General features: G+C 77.6%; 9 protein-coding genes. 4 read left to right on the top strand and 5 right to left on the bottom strand.

Annotated features, from left to right (window positions below; all coding sequences use genetic code 11):
• The first annotated feature begins 28 nt into the window (after positions 1-28).
• The gene (locus VM95_RS17580) at positions 29-1,441 is read left to right on the top strand and encodes an NAD(P)-binding protein (RefSeq protein WP_045697779.1); all 1,413 of its coding nucleotides are present in this window, start codon (positions 29-31) and stop codon (positions 1,439-1,441) included.
• A gap of 184 nt (positions 1,442-1,625) precedes the next feature.
• Positions 1,626-3,227 (top strand): ABC-F family ATP-binding cassette domain-containing protein, encoded by a 1,602-nt coding sequence (locus VM95_RS17575; RefSeq protein ID WP_208615475.1) that lies wholly within the window; start codon positions 1,626-1,628, stop codon positions 3,225-3,227.
• A 58-nt stretch (positions 3,228-3,285) separates the two neighbouring features.
• Here VM95_RS17575 and VM95_RS45640 read toward each other — a convergent pair whose 3' ends face one another.
• The 3 genes from VM95_RS45640 to VM95_RS17560 form a co-directional block, all read right to left on the bottom strand.
• Positions 3,286-4,974: a carbohydrate binding domain-containing protein gene (locus tag VM95_RS45640; RefSeq protein WP_078860056.1), complete on the bottom strand. Its 1,689-nt coding sequence runs from the start codon at positions 4,972-4,974 to the stop codon at positions 3,286-3,288.
• 194 nt (positions 4,975-5,168) lie between these two features.
• A complete protein-coding gene (locus VM95_RS17565) occupies positions 5,169-6,644 on the bottom strand; it encodes a sensor histidine kinase (RefSeq protein ID WP_244178823.1) in 1,476 nt (491 codons plus the stop codon).
• Entirely contained in the window at positions 6,637-7,314 is a 678-nt protein-coding gene (locus VM95_RS17560; protein ID WP_045697776.1) for a response regulator transcription factor, read from the bottom strand. Before VM95_RS17560 ends, VM95_RS17565 begins: the two co-directional genes overlap by 8 nt.
• A 138-nt stretch (positions 7,315-7,452) precedes the next feature.
• On the opposite strand from VM95_RS17560, the gene VM95_RS17555 reads away from it, so the two are divergent.
• Complete coding sequence (locus VM95_RS17555) at positions 7,453-8,058, top strand: hypothetical protein (RefSeq protein ID WP_157882132.1); 606 nt, start codon at positions 7,453-7,455, stop codon at positions 8,056-8,058.
• 99 nt (positions 8,059-8,157) lie between these two features.
• Entirely contained in the window at positions 8,158-8,892 is a 735-nt protein-coding gene (locus VM95_RS17550) for a COG4705 family protein (RefSeq protein WP_341846013.1), read from the top strand.
• A gap of 74 nt (positions 8,893-8,966) precedes the next feature.
• Here the strand turns inward: VM95_RS17550 and VM95_RS45220 are convergent, their stop codons facing one another.
• Together VM95_RS45220 and VM95_RS17540 are read right to left on the bottom strand one after the other, a co-directional pair.
• Complete coding sequence (locus VM95_RS45220; RefSeq protein ID WP_052707422.1) at positions 8,967-16,388, bottom strand: type I polyketide synthase; 7,422 nt, start codon at positions 16,386-16,388, stop codon at positions 8,967-8,969.
• A gap of 25 nt (positions 16,389-16,413) precedes the next feature.
• Positions 16,414-20,509 (bottom strand): SDR family NAD(P)-dependent oxidoreductase (locus tag VM95_RS17540; protein WP_045697769.1); only part of this gene is annotated, 4,096 nt, incomplete at its 5' end.

The following is a 20,509-nucleotide window of genomic DNA, read 5'->3' as shown; positions in this document are numbered from 1 at the left end:
GGACAGTTCCGCCACTACGCTACGTCGCATGACTTCTACGGAGGGGACCCCCGGGCGGGGCACGGCGGTGGTGATCGGCGGCGGGCTGGCCGGGCTGGCGGCGGCCTGGGCGCTGCGCGGCGCGGCGGAGCGGATCGTCGTGGTGGAGCGGGACCGCTACCCGGACCGGCCGCGGTTCCGGGCCGGGGTGCCGCAGGCGCGGCACGGGCACCTGGTGCTGGAGGCCGGGCACCGCGCGCTGGAGGAGCTGATGCCGGGCATCAAGCACCGGTTGACGCAGGCGGGCGCCGAACCGGTGGCGGTCTCGGGCGACCTGCGCTGGCTCAGCGCGGCCGGGTGGATGGCCGACTACCCGGCGCGGATGGCCTTCCTCTCCTGCACCCGGCCGGTGCTGGACCACGCGGTCCTCGAACGGGTCCGCACCGAGCGGTCCATCGAGTTCCTGGAGGGCACCGAGGTGGTCGGGCTGCTCGGCTCGGCAGGCGCGGTGACCGGGGTACGGGTCCGGGCGCGCGGCGGCGCGGGCGGGACCGCCGCCGATCCGGCCGACGGCGAGCGCGCCGAGGGCCGGGCGGCCGAGGGCGCGGGTGGCGCCGGGCGCGGCGAAGTCCGGGAGATCCCGGCGGACTTGGTGGTCGACGCGGCCGGCCGCACCACCGCCACCGCGGCCTGGCTGGCCGAGCTCGGCTGCCCGCCCGTACCGGAGGAGCGGGTGGACGCGGGCGTCGCCTACAGCTCCCGGCTGTTCCACCGCCCCGCCGGGGCGGACCTCGGCTGCAAGGCCGTCTACCTCCAGACCAAGGCGCCGCACGCCGGGCGGATGGGCGTGCTGCTGCCCGTCGAGGGCGACCGCTGGATCGTCAGCCTGGCGGGCATGCGCGGCGCCGAACCCGCGCCCGGCGAGGCCGGTTTCGCCGAGCACCTCGACGGCCTGCGCGACCCGAGCCTGCGCGAGGCCCTGCGGTCCGCCGAGCCGGCGAGCGAGGTGCGCGGCTTCCGGCCCGGCCCGAGCGTGCGGCGGCACTACGAGCACAACGCGCCGGCCGGGCTGCTCGCCATCGGCGACGCCGCCAGCACCTTCAACCCGGTGTACGGCCAGGGGATCACCGTCGCGCTGCTCGGCGCGCTGGCCCTGCGCCGCAGCTCGCTGCGGCACGGCGGCATCGGCCCGGCCACGGCCCGGCAGGCCCGGCGGGAGATCACGGCGGCGTCCAAGAACCCGTGGATCATGGCCGGTGCCGAGGACGCCCGCTTCCCGGCCACCACCGGCGGCCCCTCCGGCGCACTGGTCAAGCTGCAGCACCGGTTCCTGGACCGGGTGCTGGCCGCCGCCACCCACGACGCCGAGGTCACCGCGGCCTTCCACGAGGTGATGTCCCTGGTGGCGCCGCCGAGCCTGCTGTTCCGGCCGACCGTGCTCGCCTCGGTCCTGCGCGGCTGAGCAGGTGCCGGGCCGTGGCCGCCGCCCGTCGAGGCGCGCGGCCGCGAGCCGGCCCGGTAAATCGGATGCGCCCCTTCCGGGCTCCCGCTAGCCTGACCCGCATGTCGACGCCCCGCATCTCCTAGCTGACGGACCCGCTTCCACGCCACCCGTGTGTCCCTCAGCTGTTTCGGAGCGTCATCCCGTGATCACCACCCGTGGTGTCGACGTGCGCGTCGGTGCCCGCCTGCTGCTGTCCGACGTCAACCTGCACATCGCCCCCGGCGACCGGATCGGCCTGGTCGGCCGCAACGGCGCCGGCAAGACCACCCTGCTCGCCGCCCTCGCCGGGCAACTGCCGCCCGCCGCCGGCACCATCACCCGCACCGGCGCCGTCGGCTACCTCCCGCAGGACTCCCGGGCCGCCGACCCGGCCGCGACCGTCACCGACCGCATCCTGTCCGCCCGCGGCCTGGACGGCGCCGTCCGCGCCCTGCGCGCCGCCGAGGAGGCGATGGCCCGGGCCGACTCGGCCGCCCGCGAGCGCCGGGCGATGGACGACTACGCCCGCGCCGAGGCCCGCTTCCAGTCCCGGGGCGGGTACGCCGCCGAGGCCGAGGCCGCCCGGGTGGCGGCCGGGCTCGGCCTGCCCGCCCGGGTCGTGGACCAGCCGGTCGGCACGCTGTCCGGCGGCCAGCGCCGGCGGGTCGAACTCGCCCGTATCCTCTTCGCCGACCACGGCACCCTGCTGCTCGACGAGCCCACCAACCACCTGGACGCCGACTCGATCGGCTGGCTGCGCGGCTTCCTGACCTCCCACCAGGGCGGCCTGGTCCTGATCAGCCACGACCTCGACCTGCTGGAGCACACCGTCAACCGGGTGTTCCACCTCGACCCGCAGCGCGCCGCCGTCGACGTCCACAACACCGGCTGGCGGGCCTACCTCGCCCAGCGCGCCGCCGACGAGCGCCGCCGCACCCGCGAACGCGCCAACGCCGAGCGCAAGGCCGCCGCGCTGCACGCCCAGGCCGACCGGATGCGCGCCAACGTCGCCACCGCGACCACCGCCCGCAGCATGGCCCGCCGCGCCGACCGGATGCTCGCCGAGCTCGAACCCGCCCGCGCGGCCGAGCGCACCGCCCGCATCCGGCTGCCCGAACCCGCCCCCTGCGGGCGGATGCCGCTGGGCGCGATCAGCCTCGCCAAGGCCTACGCCGGCCGCCCGGTCCTGGCCGGGCTGGACCTCGCCGTCGACCGCGGCAGCCGGCTGGTCGTCCTCGGCCACAACGGCGCCGGCAAGACCACCCTGCTGCGCCTGCTGGCCGGCCGGGAGGCCCCCGACTCCGGCCGGGTCGTCCCCGGCCCGGGTCTGCGGCTCGGCTACTTCGCCCAGGAGCACGACACCCTGGCCCCGGAGCTCTCCGTGCGCGACAACCTCGCCCAGGCCGCGCCCCACCTCGCGGACGGCGAACTCCGGCAGGTGCTGGGCGCGTTCCTGTTCCGCGGCGACGACGCCGACAAGCCGGCCGGGGTGCTCTCCGGCGGGGAGAAGACCAGGCTCGCCCTGGCCGGGCTGGTCCACTCCGGCGCCAACGTGCTGCTCCTGGACGAGCCGACCAACAACCTCGACCCGGCCTCCCGCACCGAGGTGCTGGCCGCGGTCGGCACCTACCCGGGCGCCATCGTGATGGTCACCCACGACCCGGGCGCGATCGAGGCCCTGCGGCCCGACCGGGTGCTGCTGCTCCCCCAGGGCGACGAGGACCTGTGGCACGACGCCTACCTCGACCTGGTCGCGGTGTCCTGACCCGTCCCCCCGGGTCCCCGGTCGGCGGCGGCGCGCCGACCGGGGACCCGGGGCCGGCTCAACGGCCCTGGAGGGAGCGGACGTTGTCGCCGAAGGTCCAGCCCTTGGAGCCGTCCCAGTTGAGCGACCAGGTCATGAGCCCCTTCAGCGCGCCGCCGAAGGCGTTCCACGACTGGCCGACCAGGCCCGGGTCCAGGTACCCGCCGCCGGCGCCGGGCTGGGCCGGCAGGCCGGGCACCTGCTTGTCGTAGGGCACCCGGACGGTGGTGCCCTGGACGGTCAGGCCGTTGTTCAGGCAGGTGGTCTGGGCGGTGAAGCCCTGGACGGTACCGGCCTGGTAGGAGTCGCCGGAGCAGCCGTACATGCTGCCGTTGTAGTACTGCATGTTGAGCCACCACAGCTGCCCGTTGTCGGCGTACTTCTTGACGATCGGCAGGTAGGCGCCCCAGATCGACCCGTAGGTGACGCTGCCGCCGGTGACGTACGCGGTCTCGGGCGCCATCGTCAGGCCGAAGCCCGGGGGCATCTGGGCCAGCACGCCGTCGATGATGCGCATCAGGTTGGCCTGGGAGGCGGACGGCGTCCTGATGTCGCCGCTGCCGGACAGGCCGGTCTCGATGTCGATGTCGATCCCGTCGAAGTTGTACGTCTTGAGGATCGGGACGACGGTCGCCACGAACTTGTCCGCGACGGCGCTGGAGCTCAGGTCGATGCCCGCGGCGGCGCCGCCGATCGACATCAGGATCGTCGCGCCGCTCGCCTTGGCCCGGCACATCTCGGCGGGGGTCGCGACCTTGACGTTGGTGTCCATGCCGTCCTGCCACAGGACGGTGCCGTCCGAGAGGATCACCGGGAAGGCGGCGTTGATGACGTTGTAGCCGTGGGCGGCGATCCGGCTGTCCGTGATGGGGACCCAGCCCATACCGGGGTGGACGCCGTTCGCGGCGCCGTCCCAGTTCTCCCAGTAGCCCTGCAGCACCTTGCCCGAGGGCTTGGGCTTCGTGGGGCAGGTGTCACCGGTCGGCGGGGTGGAGGTGGGCGGCGGTGTGGTCGGCGGGGTGCTGGTGGGCGGCGGTGTGGTGGGCGGGGTCGTGGTCGGTGGGGCGGAGGTGGGCGGGGTGCTGGTCGGCGAGGGGCTGCTGCCGCCCGGCCCGGTGAGCGACACGTCGTCCGCGAGGTAGGCGGGCTGGCCGTACCAGCCGTGCAGGTAGACGGTCACCGAGGTGGTGGACGGCCCCGTGGTGAAGCCGACGCTGAGCTGGCCGTAGGAGGCGTTGCCCGGCGCCCAGGTGGACGGGTCGCTGCCGGCGCCGGTGCCGGTGGCGCCCAGGTAGACGTAGCTGCCCTGGACGTAGGCGCTCAGCGTGTACGAGGAGTTGGGCCGCACGCTGACGGCCTGACTGCACTGGGCGTCGTCCTGGCCGCTCGGCGTGGCCTTGAGCGCGGCGGCGCCGGAGTGGACCGGGCTGCCGACGACCTCGCCGGAGCCGCCGGTGCAGGTCCAGCCGGTGAGCCCGTTCTCGAATCCGGGGTTGGCCAGCAGGTTGGGGGTGGCGGCCCCGGCCGTGACGGTGCCGGCCATCGCGAGGCCGGCCGCGACGACGGCGGCGGCGCTCACCCCGGCGAGGCAGCGCCGCAGAACGGTCGGTGCGGGTGCGGGTGCGGCGCGCTCGGCGCGGGGCGGCTGCGCCGCGCGCACCAGGGCCGCCCGCTGCGAGCGTGGGGTGCGCGACCTCCGACGGAACATGCTGTGCTCCCTTCCCGCCGGGGCGCCATGGGCATGCCAGTGCGTGGGGGGCGTGACGCCCGGCTCTGGGTGAGGTGGGGACATGTGGGGCTGTGCCGGACCGGATCGTAGGAGGGCCGGCCGGCCCCGTCAATAGGTCTGGACCAATTGCGGGGCGAGCGGCCCGGTCGGGGCCACCGGGTGCGCCCCGCCGGTCAGTTGGGCCGCGCCGCCGGCAGCCGGGTGCGGAAGGTGGTGGCTCCCGGGGTGTCCAGGACGGTGAGGGTGCCCCCGTGGACGGCGGCGATGTCGCGGGCGATCGGCAGGCCGAGGCCGGCGCCGCCGTCGTCGCGGCTGCGGGCGTCGTCCAGGCGGGCGAAGCGCTCGAAGATCTTCTCCCGGTCGTCCGGCCCGATCGGCGGCCCGTCGTTGGCGACGTCCAGCACGGCCTGCCCCGAGGCGCGGTCGGTGCCCAGCCGGACGGTGACGCCCCGGCGGGCGTGGCGCTGGGCGTTGTCGAGCAGGTTGGTCAGCAGCCGGCCCAGCCACAGCGGATTCCCGGGCACGGTGAGGCCGGCGGGCGCGTGGACGGTGACCGGGCACGGCAGGGCGCCCCGGGCCTCGACGGTGGTGCGGACCAGCTCGGCCAGGTCGACGGCCTCCTGCGGCCGGTCCTGCCCGGCGACGTCCAGCCGGGCCAGCAGCAGCAGGTCGGCGGCGAGGCGCTGCAGCCGCTCGGTGTCCTCCAGGGCGCCCGCCACCATCTCGGCCCGGACCTCGGGATCGGGCAGGCCGAGGGCCACTTCGAGCTGGGTGCGCAGCACGGTGAGCGGGCTGCGCAGCTCGTGCGAGGCATCGGCGATGAAGCGGCGCTGCCGGGCCCCGGCGGCTTCCAGCCGCTCCAGCATGGCGTTCATGGTGCCGGCCAGCCGGGCGATCTCGTCGTCGCTGCGGGGCTCGGGGACGCGGCGGTTCAGCTCGCGGTCGCCGATCGCCGCCACCTCGGCGCGGATCGCCTCGACCGGCCGCAGGGCCCGGCCGGTCGCCCGCCAGGTGAGCAGGCCGACGGTGAGCAGCAGGACGGTGCTCAGGACGGCCAGGGCCGCGGTGGTGACGTCCTCGGCGGCGTCGGCGGTGCGCAGCGAGGCGCCGACGTGGACGGTGACCGGGCCGGTGGGGGTGGCGGCGGTCATGGTGGCGACGCGCTGGTGGTGCTCGTCGCCGAGCACGCGGACGTTGTACGTGCGGTGGCCGTCTCGGTGGCCGGTGGGGGCGACGGCGGGGCGCCCGGCCAGGTTCTGGCTGGCGGCGAGCACCCGGCCGTTCGCGTCGACGACCTGGATGAAGTCGGTGCCGTGGTCGAGCGGCAGCGGGCTGCTGAGCCGCCCGTCCGCGGCCAGCCGGGCGACGGCCTGTGCCTGTTCGCGGGCGCCGGTCTCCACGGTGCGTTCCAGGTTGGCGCGCAGCAGGAGGACGACGGCGGCGGCGGAGGCGGCGAGGACGACGGCGACGCTGAGGCAGGCGGCCAGGGTGGTCCGGGCCCGCACCGAGCGCGGGGTCAGCCGCTCGGCCAGGGCCGCCAGGCGCGGGTGGCGGGCGAGGCGGCGGCGCAGGGCGAGGCGGGGGCGCAGGGCGAGGCGGCGGCGCAGCATCGCGCGCAGAGTCCGGCCGCCGGGGGTCGGGTCAGCCACCGTCGGCCGCCAGCCGGTAGCCGGCGCCGCGCACGGTCTGCACCGCGGACCGCCCGTACGGGGTGTCGATCTTGCGACGCAGGGCGCTGACGTGGACCTCGACGGTGTTCGGGTCGCTGTCCGGGCCGCTGTCCCAGACGGCTTCGAGGATCTCCCGCTTGGAGACGGCCTCACCGGCCCGCCGGGCGAGGTGGTCGAGGATGGCGAACTCGCGCGGAGTGAGGGCGACGGCCGTGCCGGCGCGGGTGCAGGTGCGGGCGGCCGAGTCGACCACGAGGTCGCCGAGGACGGTGCGCCGGGGCGCGCGGCTGCCGATCCGGCGGGCGAGCGCGCGCAGCCGGGCGACGAGGACGACGAAGGAGAACGGCTTGGACAGGTAGTCGTCGGCGCCGGTGTCCAGCGCCTCGGCCTCGTCCCATTCACCGTCCTTGGCGGTGAGCATCAGGATGCCGACGTCGCTGCCGGAGGCGCGCAGCCGCGCGCACACCCGGTAGCCGTTGAGGCCGGGCAGCATGATGTCGAGCAGCACCACGTCGTAGGCGTGCTCCATGGCCTTGGCGAGGCCGGCGAGGCCGTCGTGGGCGACGTCGACGGTGAAGCCCTCCGCGCTCAGCCCGTGCTGCAGCGCCAGGGCCAGTCGCCGCTCGTCCTCCACCACCAGTACACGCATGCCCACCAGGGTCGCAGGTCCCCGGAGCGGGCAGCTGAAGGGGTCTTCAGGTCTTCAGCCGATCTTCAGCAATGCCCGGTCATATTGTCCGCACCGCCCGGGGTCGGCCCGGGCCTTGCCGAGGATGGGGTGGGCGCGATGAGCGAGCCCGTAGCAGCCGGGGAACCGCAGGAGCAGCCGGGGGCCAAGGCCCCGGGTCGGACGCGTACGGGCCTGGGCCGGGCCGGGCGCTGGGTGCGCCGCCGGTCGGCGCGCTGGGTCGTGGTCGGGGCGGCGGTGGTCGTGGTCGGCGCCGGCGCGGCCGCGGTGGCGCACCACCACGAGCACGAGGGCCACGGCGACGGCCGGGCGTGGGCGGCGGGCGACCGCCAGCAGGGCGAGGGCGACGGCGAGGGCAGCCGCCACGGCGCCGGGCACGGGCACGGGCACGGGCACGGTGGCAACGGTGCCCGCCACGGCGGCGGCGACCAGCAGGGAGAGGCTCAGCAGGGCGACGTCCAGCGGGGCGGCGCGGCCCGGCAGGGCGCTCCGGCGCCGCTGCCGTCCGCCGACGCGGGCACGGCCGTGAGCAAGGCGGCGGCGGCCGTCTCCGGCGGCAAGGTGGAGTCGCTGACCGCGGTCGCCCAGCAGGGCGGCGGCAGCGCCTGGCAGGCCGTGGTGCTCGGGCCGGACGGCGTGCGGCACCTGGTCACCGTGGACGGGGCGGGCACCTCGGTGACCGGCAACACCGTCCTCGACCACTGACCGTCGGCCCGTCTTCACCAGGCAAGGAGTGCTGTCCCGTTGGGCGCCATGACCACCCCGCGAACGGCCGGACCGCGCCGGTCCGTCCCCGGGGGACCCGTGCTGAGCAAGGTCCCCCGGGTGACGGCGGCGTTCTGGGCCGTCAAGATCCTCACCACCGGCATGGGTGAGACCACCTCCGACTTCCTCGCCCGGGTGCTCGGGCCGATCCCGGCGGTCGGCTCGGCCGGGCTGCTGCTGGCCGTCGCGCTGTTCGCGCAGGCCCGTGCCCGGCGCTACGTCCCGGCGGTGTACTGGGCGGCGGTGATCATGGTGAGCGTGTTCGGCACCATGGCCGCCGATGTCGCGCACGTCGCCCTCGGGGTGCCGTACGCCCTCTCGGCGGGGGCCTTCGCCGTGGCGCTCGCCCTGGTGTTCGTGCTGTGGCGCAGCACGGAGGGGACGCTCGCGGTGGAGACCGTCGCGGGCGGGCGCCGCGAGGTCTTCTACTGGAGCGCGGTGATGGCGACCTTCGCCCTCGGCACGGCCGTGGGCGACCTGACCGCGGCCACCCTGGGCTGGGGCTACCTGCCGTCCGGGCTGCTGTTCGCCGCCCTGATCGCGCTGCCCGCGCTCGCGCACCGGTTCTCGGCGCTCCCGCCGGTCCCGGCGTTCTGGTGGGCGTACGTGCTGACCCGGCCGCTCGGCGCCTGCTTCGCCGACTGGGCCGGGGTGAGCCGCGAGCGCGGCGGCCTGGACCTGGGCACCGGGCCGGTGAGCTTGGTCCTCGCGGTGGTCATCCTCGCGGCGGTGGCGTGGCTGGGTGTCCGCGAGCGCCGCGCCGCCCGGCTCTGAGCCGCTGAGCCGCTGAGCCGGGTCGGACGCCCGGGGTCCGCCGCCGAATCCGGCGGCGGACCCCGGGCGTTCGGCTACCCCTCGCCGAACGCGTAGTCGGTCAGGCCCCAGTAGACCCGGAGCCCGGCGATCCTCCCCTCCTCGTCGAGTTCGAAGACGTCCACGCAGTCGATGCTGACCCGGCGCCGCTCGCCGTCCTCGCCGGTGGTCAGGCGGCCGGTGACCGGGACGGCGACCGAGGAGCCGTCCTGGGCGCCGACCGGTTGGCCGACGGCGACCTCGACCCGCGAGCGGTGGAGGGTGATCTCGTAGTACTCGCGCAGCGCCTCGGTGCCCTGGCGCGGCTCCTGGCCGACCGGGTCCTCAATGACGGCGTCCGCGGCGAAGAGCTCCAGGACCTGGTCGACGTCGCCCGCGTTGACGCGGCGGAAGTACTCCAGCACGGTCTCCTTGCGGGTGCGGTCGTCCACGGCGGCGCCGGTGCGCTCGCGCCGCGCGGGGGTGGCGCCGTCCGCCAGCCAGTGGCGCTCGCGCTGGAAGGCGTAGGTGGGCAGGTCCACCAGGGCGGCGCCGGAGTCGGCGAACAGGGCGGGCCAGTCCACCGCGGCGCCTTCGGTGAAGACGGCGGCGAGCGCCGCCAGCAGGGCGCGGCGGGTGGCGAGCCGGGCGGGGTCCACGGTGAGCAGCGGGCTCCCCGCGGCGGGGAGGTCGGTGCTCCAGAAGGCCGGGTCGGCGAACCGCTCGGCGCCGACCGCCGCGCCGCCGAGCAGCACCGGGACGGTGCCGGGCCGCGGCCGCAGCCGCCCGAGCGCGGCCGGGCCGTCCGTCAACAGCGTGACGGCGTCGGCGAGTTCGAGCACTCCGGCGGCGCAGGCGGCCGCGACCAGGCCGGTGCCGCTGCCGGACACCGCGTCCGGCCGCACGCCCCAGGAGGCCAGCAGGCCGTGCAGGGCCAGTTGGGCGGCGAAGGCGGCGGCCCCGGCGAGCGCCGGGTCGACCGGGTCCCCGGCGAGCGGGCGGGCAACGGCGCCGAACACCGCCTCGCGCAGGGACAGTTCGAGCCGGCCGTCGAGGTGAGCGCAGGCCGCGTCCCAGGCGTCCGCGTAGGCGGGCCACGCCTCGTACAGCTCCCGCACGTCGGTGGGCGGGCCGGCGTCGGGGAAGTGCAGGGTCAGCCGGGCCTCGCCGGCCGGCCGCTCGCCGACGACCAGCGCGTCCAGGCCGGCGAGCAGTTCCGGTGTCCCGTCGGCCAGCAGCACGGCCCGGTGGTCGAGGACGGCCCGGCCGGCCGCGAGCGTGCGGGCGACGTCCCCGGGGGGCAGTTCGCCGGCCCGCAGGTGGGCGGCGAGGCGCCGGGCCTGGGCGCGCAGCGCGTCCGGGGTCCGGGCGGAGAGCACGAACGGCAGCGGCCCGTCCGGCGCCGCCGCCCGCGCCGGCTCGGGCGGGGTCGGCGCCTCCTCCACGATCAGGTGCACCTTGGTGCCGCTGCCGCCGAAGGAGGAGACGCCCGCCCGGCGCGGCCGCTCCCCCACCGGCCACGGCACGTCGGTGTCGAGCAGCCGCACCGTGCCCGCCGACCAGTCGACCAGGTCGGACGGTCGGTCGAGGTGCAGCATGGCGGGCTGGAGCCGGTGGCGCAGCGCCAGCACGGTCTTGATCACGCCGACCGCGCCCGAGGCGGCCTGCGGGTGGCCGATGTGCGACTTGACGGTGCCGACCAGCAGTGGCCGCTCGGCGGGCCGCTCCCGCCCGTAGGTGGCGAGCAGCGCCTCGGCCTCCACCGAGTCGCCCAGCGGGGAGCCGGTGCCGTGCGCCTCGACGACGTCGATGTCGGCGGCGCCCAGGCCCGCGTCGGCGAGGGCGGCCCGGATCACCCGTTCCTGGGAGGGGCCGCTCGGGGCGGTCAGGCCGTTGGTCGCGCCGTCGTGGTTGACGGCGGTGCCGCGCAGCACGGCGAGCACGGGGTGGCCGTGGCGGCGGGCGTCGGAGAGGCGTTCGAGCAGCAGCATGCCCGCGCCCTCGCCCCAGCCGGTGCCGTCCGCGGCGGCCGCGAAGGGCTTGCTGCGGCCGTCCGGCGCCGCGCCGCCGCCGAGCGAGGGGAAGGAGACCGGGTGGGAGAGCACGGTGACGCCGCCGGCCAGGGCCAGTGCGCAGTCGCCGGCGCGCAGCGCCCTGGTGGCCAGGTGGATGGCGACGGCGGAGGAGGAGCAGCCGGTGTCGACGGTGAAGGCGGGGCCCTCCAGGCCGAGGGTGAAGGCGATCCGGCCGGCCGCGATCGCGGGCGAGCTGCCGCCGGCCAGGTAGGGGCGGGTGTCCTTCGGGGCCTGCCGGTTGGTGAAGCCGTAGCCCTGGAAGAAGGTGCCGAGGAAGACGCCGGTCCGGCTGCCGCGCAGCGCGCCGGCGTCCAGGCCGCCGCGTTCGAAGGACTCCCAGGACAGCTCCAGCAGCAGGCGCTGCTGCGGGTCCATGGCGGTGGCCTCGGCGGCGCCGATGCCGAAGAAGTCCGCGTCGAAGTCGCCGACCCCGGTGAGGAATCCGCCCTCCTGGAGGAAGGTCAGCTGCTCGGGCGCGGTGAGCACGCGGGCCAGGTCGAGGCCTTCCCAGCCGCGGTCCTTCGGGGCCTCGCCGACCATGTCCACGCCGTCGGCGAGCGCCTGCCACAGCTGCTCGGGGGTGCTGATCCCGCCGGGCAGCCGGCAGGCCATGCCGACGATCGCCACCGGGTCGTCGTCCGTGCGCGCGGGCAGCTCGGGGTCGGCGGTGTCCTGGCGGCCGGTCAGTTCGCCGTGGACGTGGCGGGCCAGGGCGGCCGGGGTGGGGTGGTCGAAGGCGAGTGAGGCGGGCAGCCGCAGCCCGGTGGCGGCGTTCAGCCGGTTGCGCAGCTCGACGGCGACGAGGGAGTCGAAGCCGAGCTCGCGGAAGACCCGGCCGGGCTCGACCGCCTCGCCGGAGGGGTGGCCGAGCACGGCCGCCACCTGGGCGCGGACCAGGTCGAGCACGGCCCGCTCCTGCTCGCGCGGGCCGAGGGCGGCCACCCGTTCGGCGAAGCCGCCGTCCACCTGCGGGGCCCGCTCCTCGGCGGCGGCCGCGCTCCGCCGCAGCGCGGGCAGGTCGGCGAGCAGCGGCGCGGGCCGGCGGGCGGTGAAGCCGGGGGCGAAGCGCGGCCAGTCCATGGCGGTGACGGAGACGCAGGCCTCGTCCTGTTCGACGGCCTGGACGAGGGCGGCGACGGCGAGGTCCGGCTCCATCTCGAGGATGCCGCGCCGCTGGAGCAGCTCCCGGACGGTGCCGTCCGCCATCATGCCCGCGCCGCCGCCCCAGCCGCCCCAGGCGATGGCGGTGGCGGTCAGGCCGCGGGCCCGGCGGTGCTCGGCGAGGGCGTCCAGGTGCGCGTTGGCGGCCGCGTAGCCGGCTTGGCCGCCGCTGCCCCAGACGCCGGCGTTCGAGGAGTAGAGCACGAAGGCGTCCAGCTCCCGGTCGCCCAGCAGCTCGTCGAGGTGGACGGCCCCGGCGACCTTGCCCGCGAACAGCCGGGCCGTGTCCGCGAGGTCCAGCTGGTCCACGGTGCTCGCCTGTCCGACGCCGGCGGCGTGCAGCACGGCGGTGGGCGGATGCGCGGAGAGCAGCGCGGCCAGCGCGTCCCGGTCGGCGAGGTCGCAGGCGGCGAGGGTGACCCGGGCGCCGAGCGCGCCGAGTTCGGCCGCCAACTCGGCGGCGCCGGGCGCCCGTTCGCCCTGGCGGCTGGTCAGCACCAGGTGCTCGGCACCGTTGGCGGCGAGCCAGCGGGCGGCGTGCGCGCCGAGCGCGCCGGTGCCGCCGGTGACCAGGACGGTGCCGCGCGGGCGCCACGGCCGCACGGCGGGCGCGCCGTCCAGCGGGGCGGGGACGAGCCGGCGGGCGAACACCCCGGAGGGGCGGACGGCGAGCTGGTCCTCGCCGTCCGGGTCGGCGAGGACGGCGGCCAGCCGGTCCAGGGCGCGCCGGTCGGGGGCGGCGGGCAGGTCGACCAGGCCGCCCCACAGCTGGGGCTGCTCCAGCGCCACCACCCGGCCCAGGCCCCAGACCTGGGCCTGGGCGGGGCTGCTCGCGTGCTCGGCGCGGGCCACCGAGACGGCGCCGCTGGTCAGGCACCACAGCGGCGCGGGGGTGCCGGCGGCGAGCAGGGCCTGGACGAGGGCGACGGTGCCGGCCAGGCCGGCGGTGAGCAGCGGGTGCTCGGGGTGCGGGCGCTCGTCCGCGGCGAGCAGGGAGAGCACGCCGGCGAGGGGCGTGTCGGCGGGCAGCAGGTCGGCGAGGGCGGTGCGGCCCGGGGGGACGGTGACGGTCAGCACCTCGGCGCCGTGGTCGGCGAGCATCTGCCGGACGGCGTCGACCGGTTCGGCGGCGCCGTTCGGCCGGGTCCCGCCCGCCCCGTCGCTGCCGGCCCGGTGGTCGCCGGCTCGGTGGTCGCCCGCCCGGTCGTCCGCCCGGTGGTCGCAGTCGGGGGCGACCAGCAGCCAGGTGCCGTGCAGGGCCGGCCGGCGCCCGGTGCCGAGCGGCTTCCAGGTGATCCGGTAGCGCCAGGAGTCGATCCGGGCCTGCCGCTGCTGCCCGCGCCGCCAGGCGGCCAGGGCGGGCAGGGCCGGGGCGAGCTGGTCGCCCAGGCGGGCGCCGTCGCCGCCGAGGGCGGCGGCCAGCGCCGTCACGTCCTCCCGGTCCACGGCGTCCCAGAACGCGCTCCCGGCCGGGTCCGCCGCCGCGACGGCGGGCGCGGGCCGGGCCGCTTCGAGCCAGTAGCGCCGGCGCTGGAAGGCGTAGGTGGGCAGGTCGACGGTGCGGGCGCCGGCCGGGAAGGCGGGGCGCCAGTCGACCGCGACGCCCTGCGCCCAGGCCTCGCCGAGGGACCGCAGGAAGCGCTCCGGGCCGCCCTCCTCGCGGCGCAGCGTGCCGACCGCGGCGGCGCGGACCCCGGCCCGCTCGATGGTCTCGCCGATCGCGGGCGCGACCACCGGGTGCGCGCTGACCTCCACGAAGGCGCCGAAGCCGTCCGCCAGCAGCCGCTCCACCGCGTCGGCGAAGCGCACCGGGCTGGACAGGTTGGCGTACCAGTAGTCGGCGCCCAGGGCGGTGGTGTCGAGCGGTCCGCCGGTCACCGTCGAGTAGAACGGCACCGCGGACGGGTGCGGGGCGAGGCCGTCGAGCGCGGCGAGCAGCGCCTCCCGGATCGGGGCGACGTGCGCGGAGTGCGAGGCGTAGCCGGCGTCGGTGCGGCGGGCCGGGACGTCCTGGCACTGCGCCAGGAACTCCTCGACGGCCTCGACCTCGCCGGAGACCACGGTGGCGGCGGGGCCGTTGACCACGGCGACCGAGAGCCGGTCGCCGAAGCCGGCGATCCGCTCGGCCACCTCGGCGGCGGGCAGTTGGACGGAGGCCATGGCACCGGTGCCGGCCAGGGCGAGCACGGTGCGGCTGCGCAGCGCGACCACCCGGGCGCCCTCCTCCAGGGTGAGCGCCCCGGCGACGCAGGCCGCCGCGATCTCGCCCTGCGAGTGGCCGACGACGGCGGCCGGCTCGACGCCGAAGGACCGCCACAGCTCGGCCAGCGACACCGCCATCGCCCAGTTCACCGCCTGCACGGTGTCGACCTGCTCCAGGCCCGGCCCGCCGCGCAGGACCGCGGTCAGCGACCAGTCCACGTACGGCGCCAGCGCCGCCTCGCAGTCGGCGATCCTCGCCGCGAACACCGGTGCGGTGTCGAGCAGTTCGGCGCCCATGCCGACCCACTGCGAGCCCTGCCCGGGGAACACGAAGGCGACCCGGCCGGCGGCGGCGTCGGGGGTGTCGGCGGCGTCGGCGGCCAGCGCGTCCAGCCGGGCGAGCAGCCCCGCCCGGTCGGCGGCGACCGGCACGGCCCGCCGCTCCAGCGCGGCCCGGGTGGTGGCCAGCGAGAGCCCGAGGTCGGCCGGCGCCAGGGCGGGGTGGGCCCGCAGGTGGGCGGCGAGCCGGGCGGCCTGGGCGCGCAGGCCGGCCGCGCCGCGCCCGGACAGCGGTACCGGGACCGCGGCGGTGTTGAACACCGTTGCGGGCGGCGGGAGTTGCCCGGCCCCATCACCGGGCGCCTGCTCGACGGGCGCCTCCTCGACGGGCGCCTCCTCGACGATCACATGGGCGTTGGTGCCGCTGATCCCGAACGCCGACACTCCGGCCCGGCGCGGCCGCTCGCCGCGCGGCCAGGCGAGCGGCTCGGTGAGCAGCGCGACCGTGCCCGCCGACCAGTCCACGTGCGGGGTCGGCCGGTCGACGTGCAGGGTGCGGGGCAGCAGTTCGTGCCGCAGCGCCATCACCGTCTTGATCAGCCCGGCCAGGCCGGCCGCCGCCTGGGTGTGGCCGAGGTTGGACTTGACCGAGCCGAGCCGCAGCGGCCGGTCGGCGGGCCGGCCGCGCCCGTAGGTGGCGAGCAGGGCGCCGGCCTCGATCGGGTCGCCGAGCGCCGTGCCGGTGCCGTGCGCCTCGACGGCGTCGACGTCCTGCGGCGCGAGCCGGGCGTCGGCCAGCGCGGCGCGGATCACCCGCTGCTGGGCGGGGCCGTTGGGGGCGGTCAGGCCGCTGCTGGCACCGTCCTGGTTGACGGCGGTGCCGCGGACCACGGCGAGCACCCGGTGCCCGTGCCGGCGGGCGTCGGAGAGCCGTTCGACCAGCACGGTGCCGACGCCCTCGGCGAAGCCGGTGCCGTCGGCGGCGGCCGCGAAGGCCTTGCAGCGGCTGTCGCCCGCCATCACGCCGACCCCGCTGAAGCCCAGGAAGGCGCCGGGGATCGCCATCACGGCGGCGCCGCCGACCAGTGCCAGCGAGCACTCCCCCGCGCGCAGCGCCCGCACGGCCAGGTGCAGGGCGACCAGGGAGGAGGAGCAGGCCGTGTCGACGGTGACGGCCGGGCCCTCCAGGCCGAAGGTGTAGGCGAGCCGGCCGGAGAGCACGCTGGCGGAGATCCCGGTGACGGCGTAGGTGGCCACGCCCTCCGGCAGTTCGCCGACACCGTCGCCGTAGCCGGTGTGCGAGGCGCCGACGTAGACGCCGGTGCGGCTGCCCCTGAGCGCGGCCGGGTCGAGCCCGGCCCGCTCGAACACCTCCCAGGAGGTCTCCAGCAGCAACCGCTGCTGCGGGTCCATCGCCAGCGCCTCGCGCGGTGAGATCCCGAAGAAGGCGGGGTCGAACTCGGCGGCGCCGGACACGAACCCGCCCTGCGGGGCGGGCCCGGCGCCGGGCGGGGTGAGTGCGTCCAGGTCCCAGCCGCGGTCGGCGGGCAGCCCGGACAGCGCGTCGCCGCCCTCGGCGACCAGGTGCCACAGCGCCTCCGGCGAGTCCGCGCCGCCGGGGAACCGGCAGGCCGCGGCGACGATCGCCACGGGCTCGGCGGCGGCCTCGGCGAGCTGCTGGTTCTGCCGGCGCAGCCGCTCGTTCTCGGTGAGCGAGCTGCGCAGCGCCTCGACGATCCGTTCGTTGGGTGCAGTCGTCATCTCTGGGCTCCGTTTCGCACGCCGGTCAGGAGTCCTGCGGGCCGAGCGCCAGCTCGACCAGCTGGTCCACGTCCATGCCGGCGATCGCGACGGACGGGTCCTCGTCAGGGGTCGGGGCGGGGGCCGGCTCGGCCAGCCGCAGCAGGGCGTCCAGCACGCCCGACTCGCGCAGCCGGGCCAGCGGGATCGCGGCCAGCGGGATCGCGGCCAGCGCGCGCCGGATGTCGGCCTCCGCGACCGGCCGCGGGCCGGCCTCGGGTACGCCGCCGCCCGGGGAGGGTGCGCCCGGTGCCAGCTCGTCCAGCAGGTGGCGGGCCAGCGCGGCCGGTGTCGGGTGGTCGAAGACCAGCGTGACGGGCAGCCGCAGCCCGGCGGCCGCGCCGAGCCGGTTGCGCAGCTCGACCGCGGTGAGCGAGTCGAAGCCGAGGTCCAGCAGCCCCCGCTCCGGGTCCACGGCCTGCGGGGAGGCGTGGCCGAGCACGGTGGCGACGTGGCGGCGCACCAGCTCCAGCGCGGCGGGCAGCCGCTCGCCCTCCGGCAGCCGGGAGAGCCGTTCGGCGAGCGCGGCCGCGCCGCCGTCGGCACCGGCGTCCACCGCCCGGCGCGCCGCCGGACGCACCAGGGCCCGGTAGAGCGGCGGCACCGGGGCCTCGCCGAGCCGCGCGCGCAGGCCGGCCAGGTCGAGCCGGATCGGCAGCTGCAGCGGCTGGTCGAGGCGGAGCGCGGTGTCGAACAGGGCCAGGCCCTGCGCGGAGGTCAGCGGCAGGGCGCCGCCGCGGTTCATCCGGGTGACGTCGCCGGCGCCGAGGCGGCCGGTCAGCGCGCTGGTCTCGGCCCAGTAGCCCCAGGCCAGCGAGACGCCGGGCAGCCCGTGGGCCCGCCGGTGCGCGGCCAGCGCGTCCAGGAAGGTGTTGGCGGCGGCGTAGTTGGCCTGGCCGGGGGTGCCGAAGACGCCGGAGGCGGAGGAGAACAGCACGAACGCGGCCAGGTCCTGGTGCCGGGTCAGCTCGTGCAGGTGGGCCGCCGCGTCGAGCTTCGGCCGGAGCACGGCGGCCAGCCGCTCGGGGGTGAGCGCGGTCAGCACGCCGTCGTCCAGCGCGCCGGCCGCGTGCACCACGGCGGTCAGCGGGTGGGCGGCCGGGACGGTGGCCAGCAGCTCGGCCAGCGCCGTCCGGTCGGCGGCGTCGCAGGCGGCGACGGTCGCCCGGGCGCCCAACCTGTCGAGTTCTGCGGCCAGTTCGGCGGCGCCGGGCGCCTGCGGGCCGCCGCGGCTGGTGAGCAGCAGGTGCCGGACGCCGTGCGCGGTGACCAGGTGCCGGGCGAGCAGCGCGCCGAGGGTGCCGGTGCCGCCGGTGACCAGCACGGTGCCCTCGGGATCGAGGGCGCGCGGCACGGTGAGCACCAGCTTGCCGGTGTGCCCGGCCCGGCTCATCCGGCGGAACGCCTCGGGGGCGCGCCGGACGTCCCAGCTGCGGCGCGGGTGGGCGCGCAGGACGCCCCGCTCGAAGAGCGCGAGGACCTCGGTGAGGATCTCGCCGATGCGCTCCGGCCCTGCCTCTGCCAGGTCGTAGGCGCGGTAGGCGACACCGGGGTGCGCGGCCGCGACCTCGCCGGGGTCGCGCACGTCGGTGCGGCCGAGCTCCAGGAACCGGCCGCCGCGCGGCAGCAGCCGCAGCGAGGCGTCCACGAACTCGCGGGCCAGCGAGTCCAGCACCAGGTCCACGCCCCGGCCGCCGGTCGCCGCCGCGATCCGCCGCTCGAACCCGAGGTCGCGGGAGGAGGCGATCCGCTCCTCGGGCACGCCCAGCGCGCGCACCGCCGCCCACTTCGCGGGGCTCGCCGTGGCGTACACCTCGGCGCCCAGGTGGCGGGCGAGCTGGACGGCGGCCATGCCGACCCCGCCGGCGGCGGCGTGCACCAGCACCGCCTCGCCCGGCCGCAGTCCGCCCAGGTCGACCAGGCCGTACCAGGCGGTCGCGAACGCCACCGGCACCGTGGCGGCCTGCTCGAACGACCAGCCGGCGGGCATCCGCGCCACCATCCGGTGGTCGGCGACGGCGACCGGGCCGAAGCCGCCCGGGACCATGCCCAGCACCCGGTCCCCCGGCGCAAAGCCGTCGACGCCGGGGCCGACCTCGGTGACCACGCCGGCGGCCTCGCTGCCGAGGAAGCCCTCCCCGGGGTACATGCCGAGGGCGAGCAGCACGTCGCGGAAGTTCAGGCCGGCGGCCCGGACGGCGATCCGCAGCTGACCGGGCGCCAGCGGCGCGAGCGCCTGCGGGAAGGGCACCAGCGCCAGGCTCTCCAGGGTGCCGGCGGCCGCCGTGCCCGCGGAGGACGTGCCCGCGGAGGACGTGCCCGCGGAGGACGTGCCCTCGGACGAGGTGCCCGCGGCCGCGAGGTCCAGCCGCCAGGCGGGGGCGTCCGGCACCGCGAGCGTGCCGTCGCCGCCGGGCCGGGCCAGCCGGGGGGCGAGCACCGTGCCCTCCCGCAGAGCCGCCTGCGGCTCGCCGGCGGCCAGGGCGACGGCGACGGCGAGGGCCTGCTCGACCGGGTCCGGGGTGTCCGCGTCCACCAGCAGCAGCCGGTCGGGGTGCTCGGACTGGGCGGACCGCAGCAGGCCCCACACGCCCGCGTGCGCGAGGTCGGTGATGTCCTCGCCGGGGCGGACGGACAGGGCGCCCCGGGTGACGACGGCGAGCCGGGCCGCGGGTCGGCGGTCGTCGGCCAGCCAGCGCTGGGCCGTCGCCAGCGCGCGGGCGGTGGCCGCGTGGGCGACGGCGACCGGGTCCGTTCCGTTGGCCGGGGCGAGCGGGAGGAGGACGACCTCGGTGTCGGCGGGCAGCGCGTCCAGGTCCGGTTCGGCGCCCTCGGCCAGCACGGTCCACAGGCCGCTGTCGGCGGGCTGCGCCTCCACCGGGGTCCAGTCCAGCCGGAACAGCGCGTCCGACCGGCCGGCAGCTCCGGCGGTGGCCAACTGCGCGGCGGAGACCGGGCGCAGCGCGAGCGAGTCGACGACGGCGACCGGCTGCCCGGCCGCGTCCGCCGCCTGCACGGTCACCGCGGACGGCCCGGCGGCGGCGATCCGCACCCGCAGCGCGGGCGCGCCGGCGGCCAGCAGCGTCACGCCCTGCCAGGCGAACGGCAGCAGGGCGGAACCGGCGTCGGCACCGGCCCCGGGCTCGGCGAACTCGCCGAAGCCCATCGCCTGCAGCGCGGCGTCGAGGAGCGCCGGGTGCAGGCCGAAGCGGTCGGCCTGCTGGTCATGGCCGTCCGGCAGCGCGACCTCGGCGAACACCTCCTCGCCGCGCCGCCAGACGGCGCGCAGGCCCTGGAAGGCCGGGCCGTAGCGGTAGCCCGCGTCGAGCATCGCCGGGTAGAAGCCGGTTGCGTCCACCGGTTCGGCGCCGGGCGGCGGCCAGGCGCTGAGGTCGACGGCTGTGTCCCGGGCTGCCGGTCCGGCGGCCAACACGCCGGTGGCGTGGCGCAGCCAGCCCTCGCCCTGCTCGGCGCGCGAGTGGACGGCGAAGGCCCGCCGCCCGTCCCGGTCCGGCTCCTCGACCCGCAGTTGCACCAGCACCGCCTCGCGCTCGGCGAGCACCAGCGGGGCCTCCAGGGTGAGTTCGTCCACGCGGTCGCAGCCGACCTCGTCGCCGGCCCGGACCGCGAGCTCCACGAAGGCGGTGCCGGGCAGCAGCACGGCGCCGCCCACCGCGTGGTCGGCGAGCCAGGGGTGCGTCCGCGCGGAGAGCCGGCCGGTGAACAGGTACTCGCCGCTGTCGGCGACGGCGACGGCGGCGCCGAGCAGCGGGTGGTCGGCCGGTTCCAGGCCGAGGCCGGCCGGGTCACCGGCGGCCGGGCCGCCGCTCTCCAGCCAGTAGCGCTCGCGCTGGAAGGCGTAGGTGGGCAGGTCCACCAGGGCGGCGTCGGCGGGCAGGACGGTCCGCCAGTCGACGGGCGCGCCTGCGGTCCAGGCCTCGGCGAGGGAGAGCAGGAAGCGCTGCGGGCCGCCCTCGTCACGGCGCAGGGTGCCCAGGGCGACGGCGTTCCGGCCGCTGCGCTCGATGCACTCGCCGACCGCGACGGTCACCACCGGGTGGGCGCTGACCTCGACGAACGAC

The sequence above is a fragment of the Streptomyces rubellomurinus genome, from assembly GCF_000961885.1.
Taxonomy (GTDB): domain Bacteria; phylum Actinomycetota; class Actinomycetes; order Streptomycetales; family Streptomycetaceae; genus Kitasatospora; species Kitasatospora rubellomurina.
This window is presented reverse-complemented; position numbering and strand designations above follow the sequence as displayed.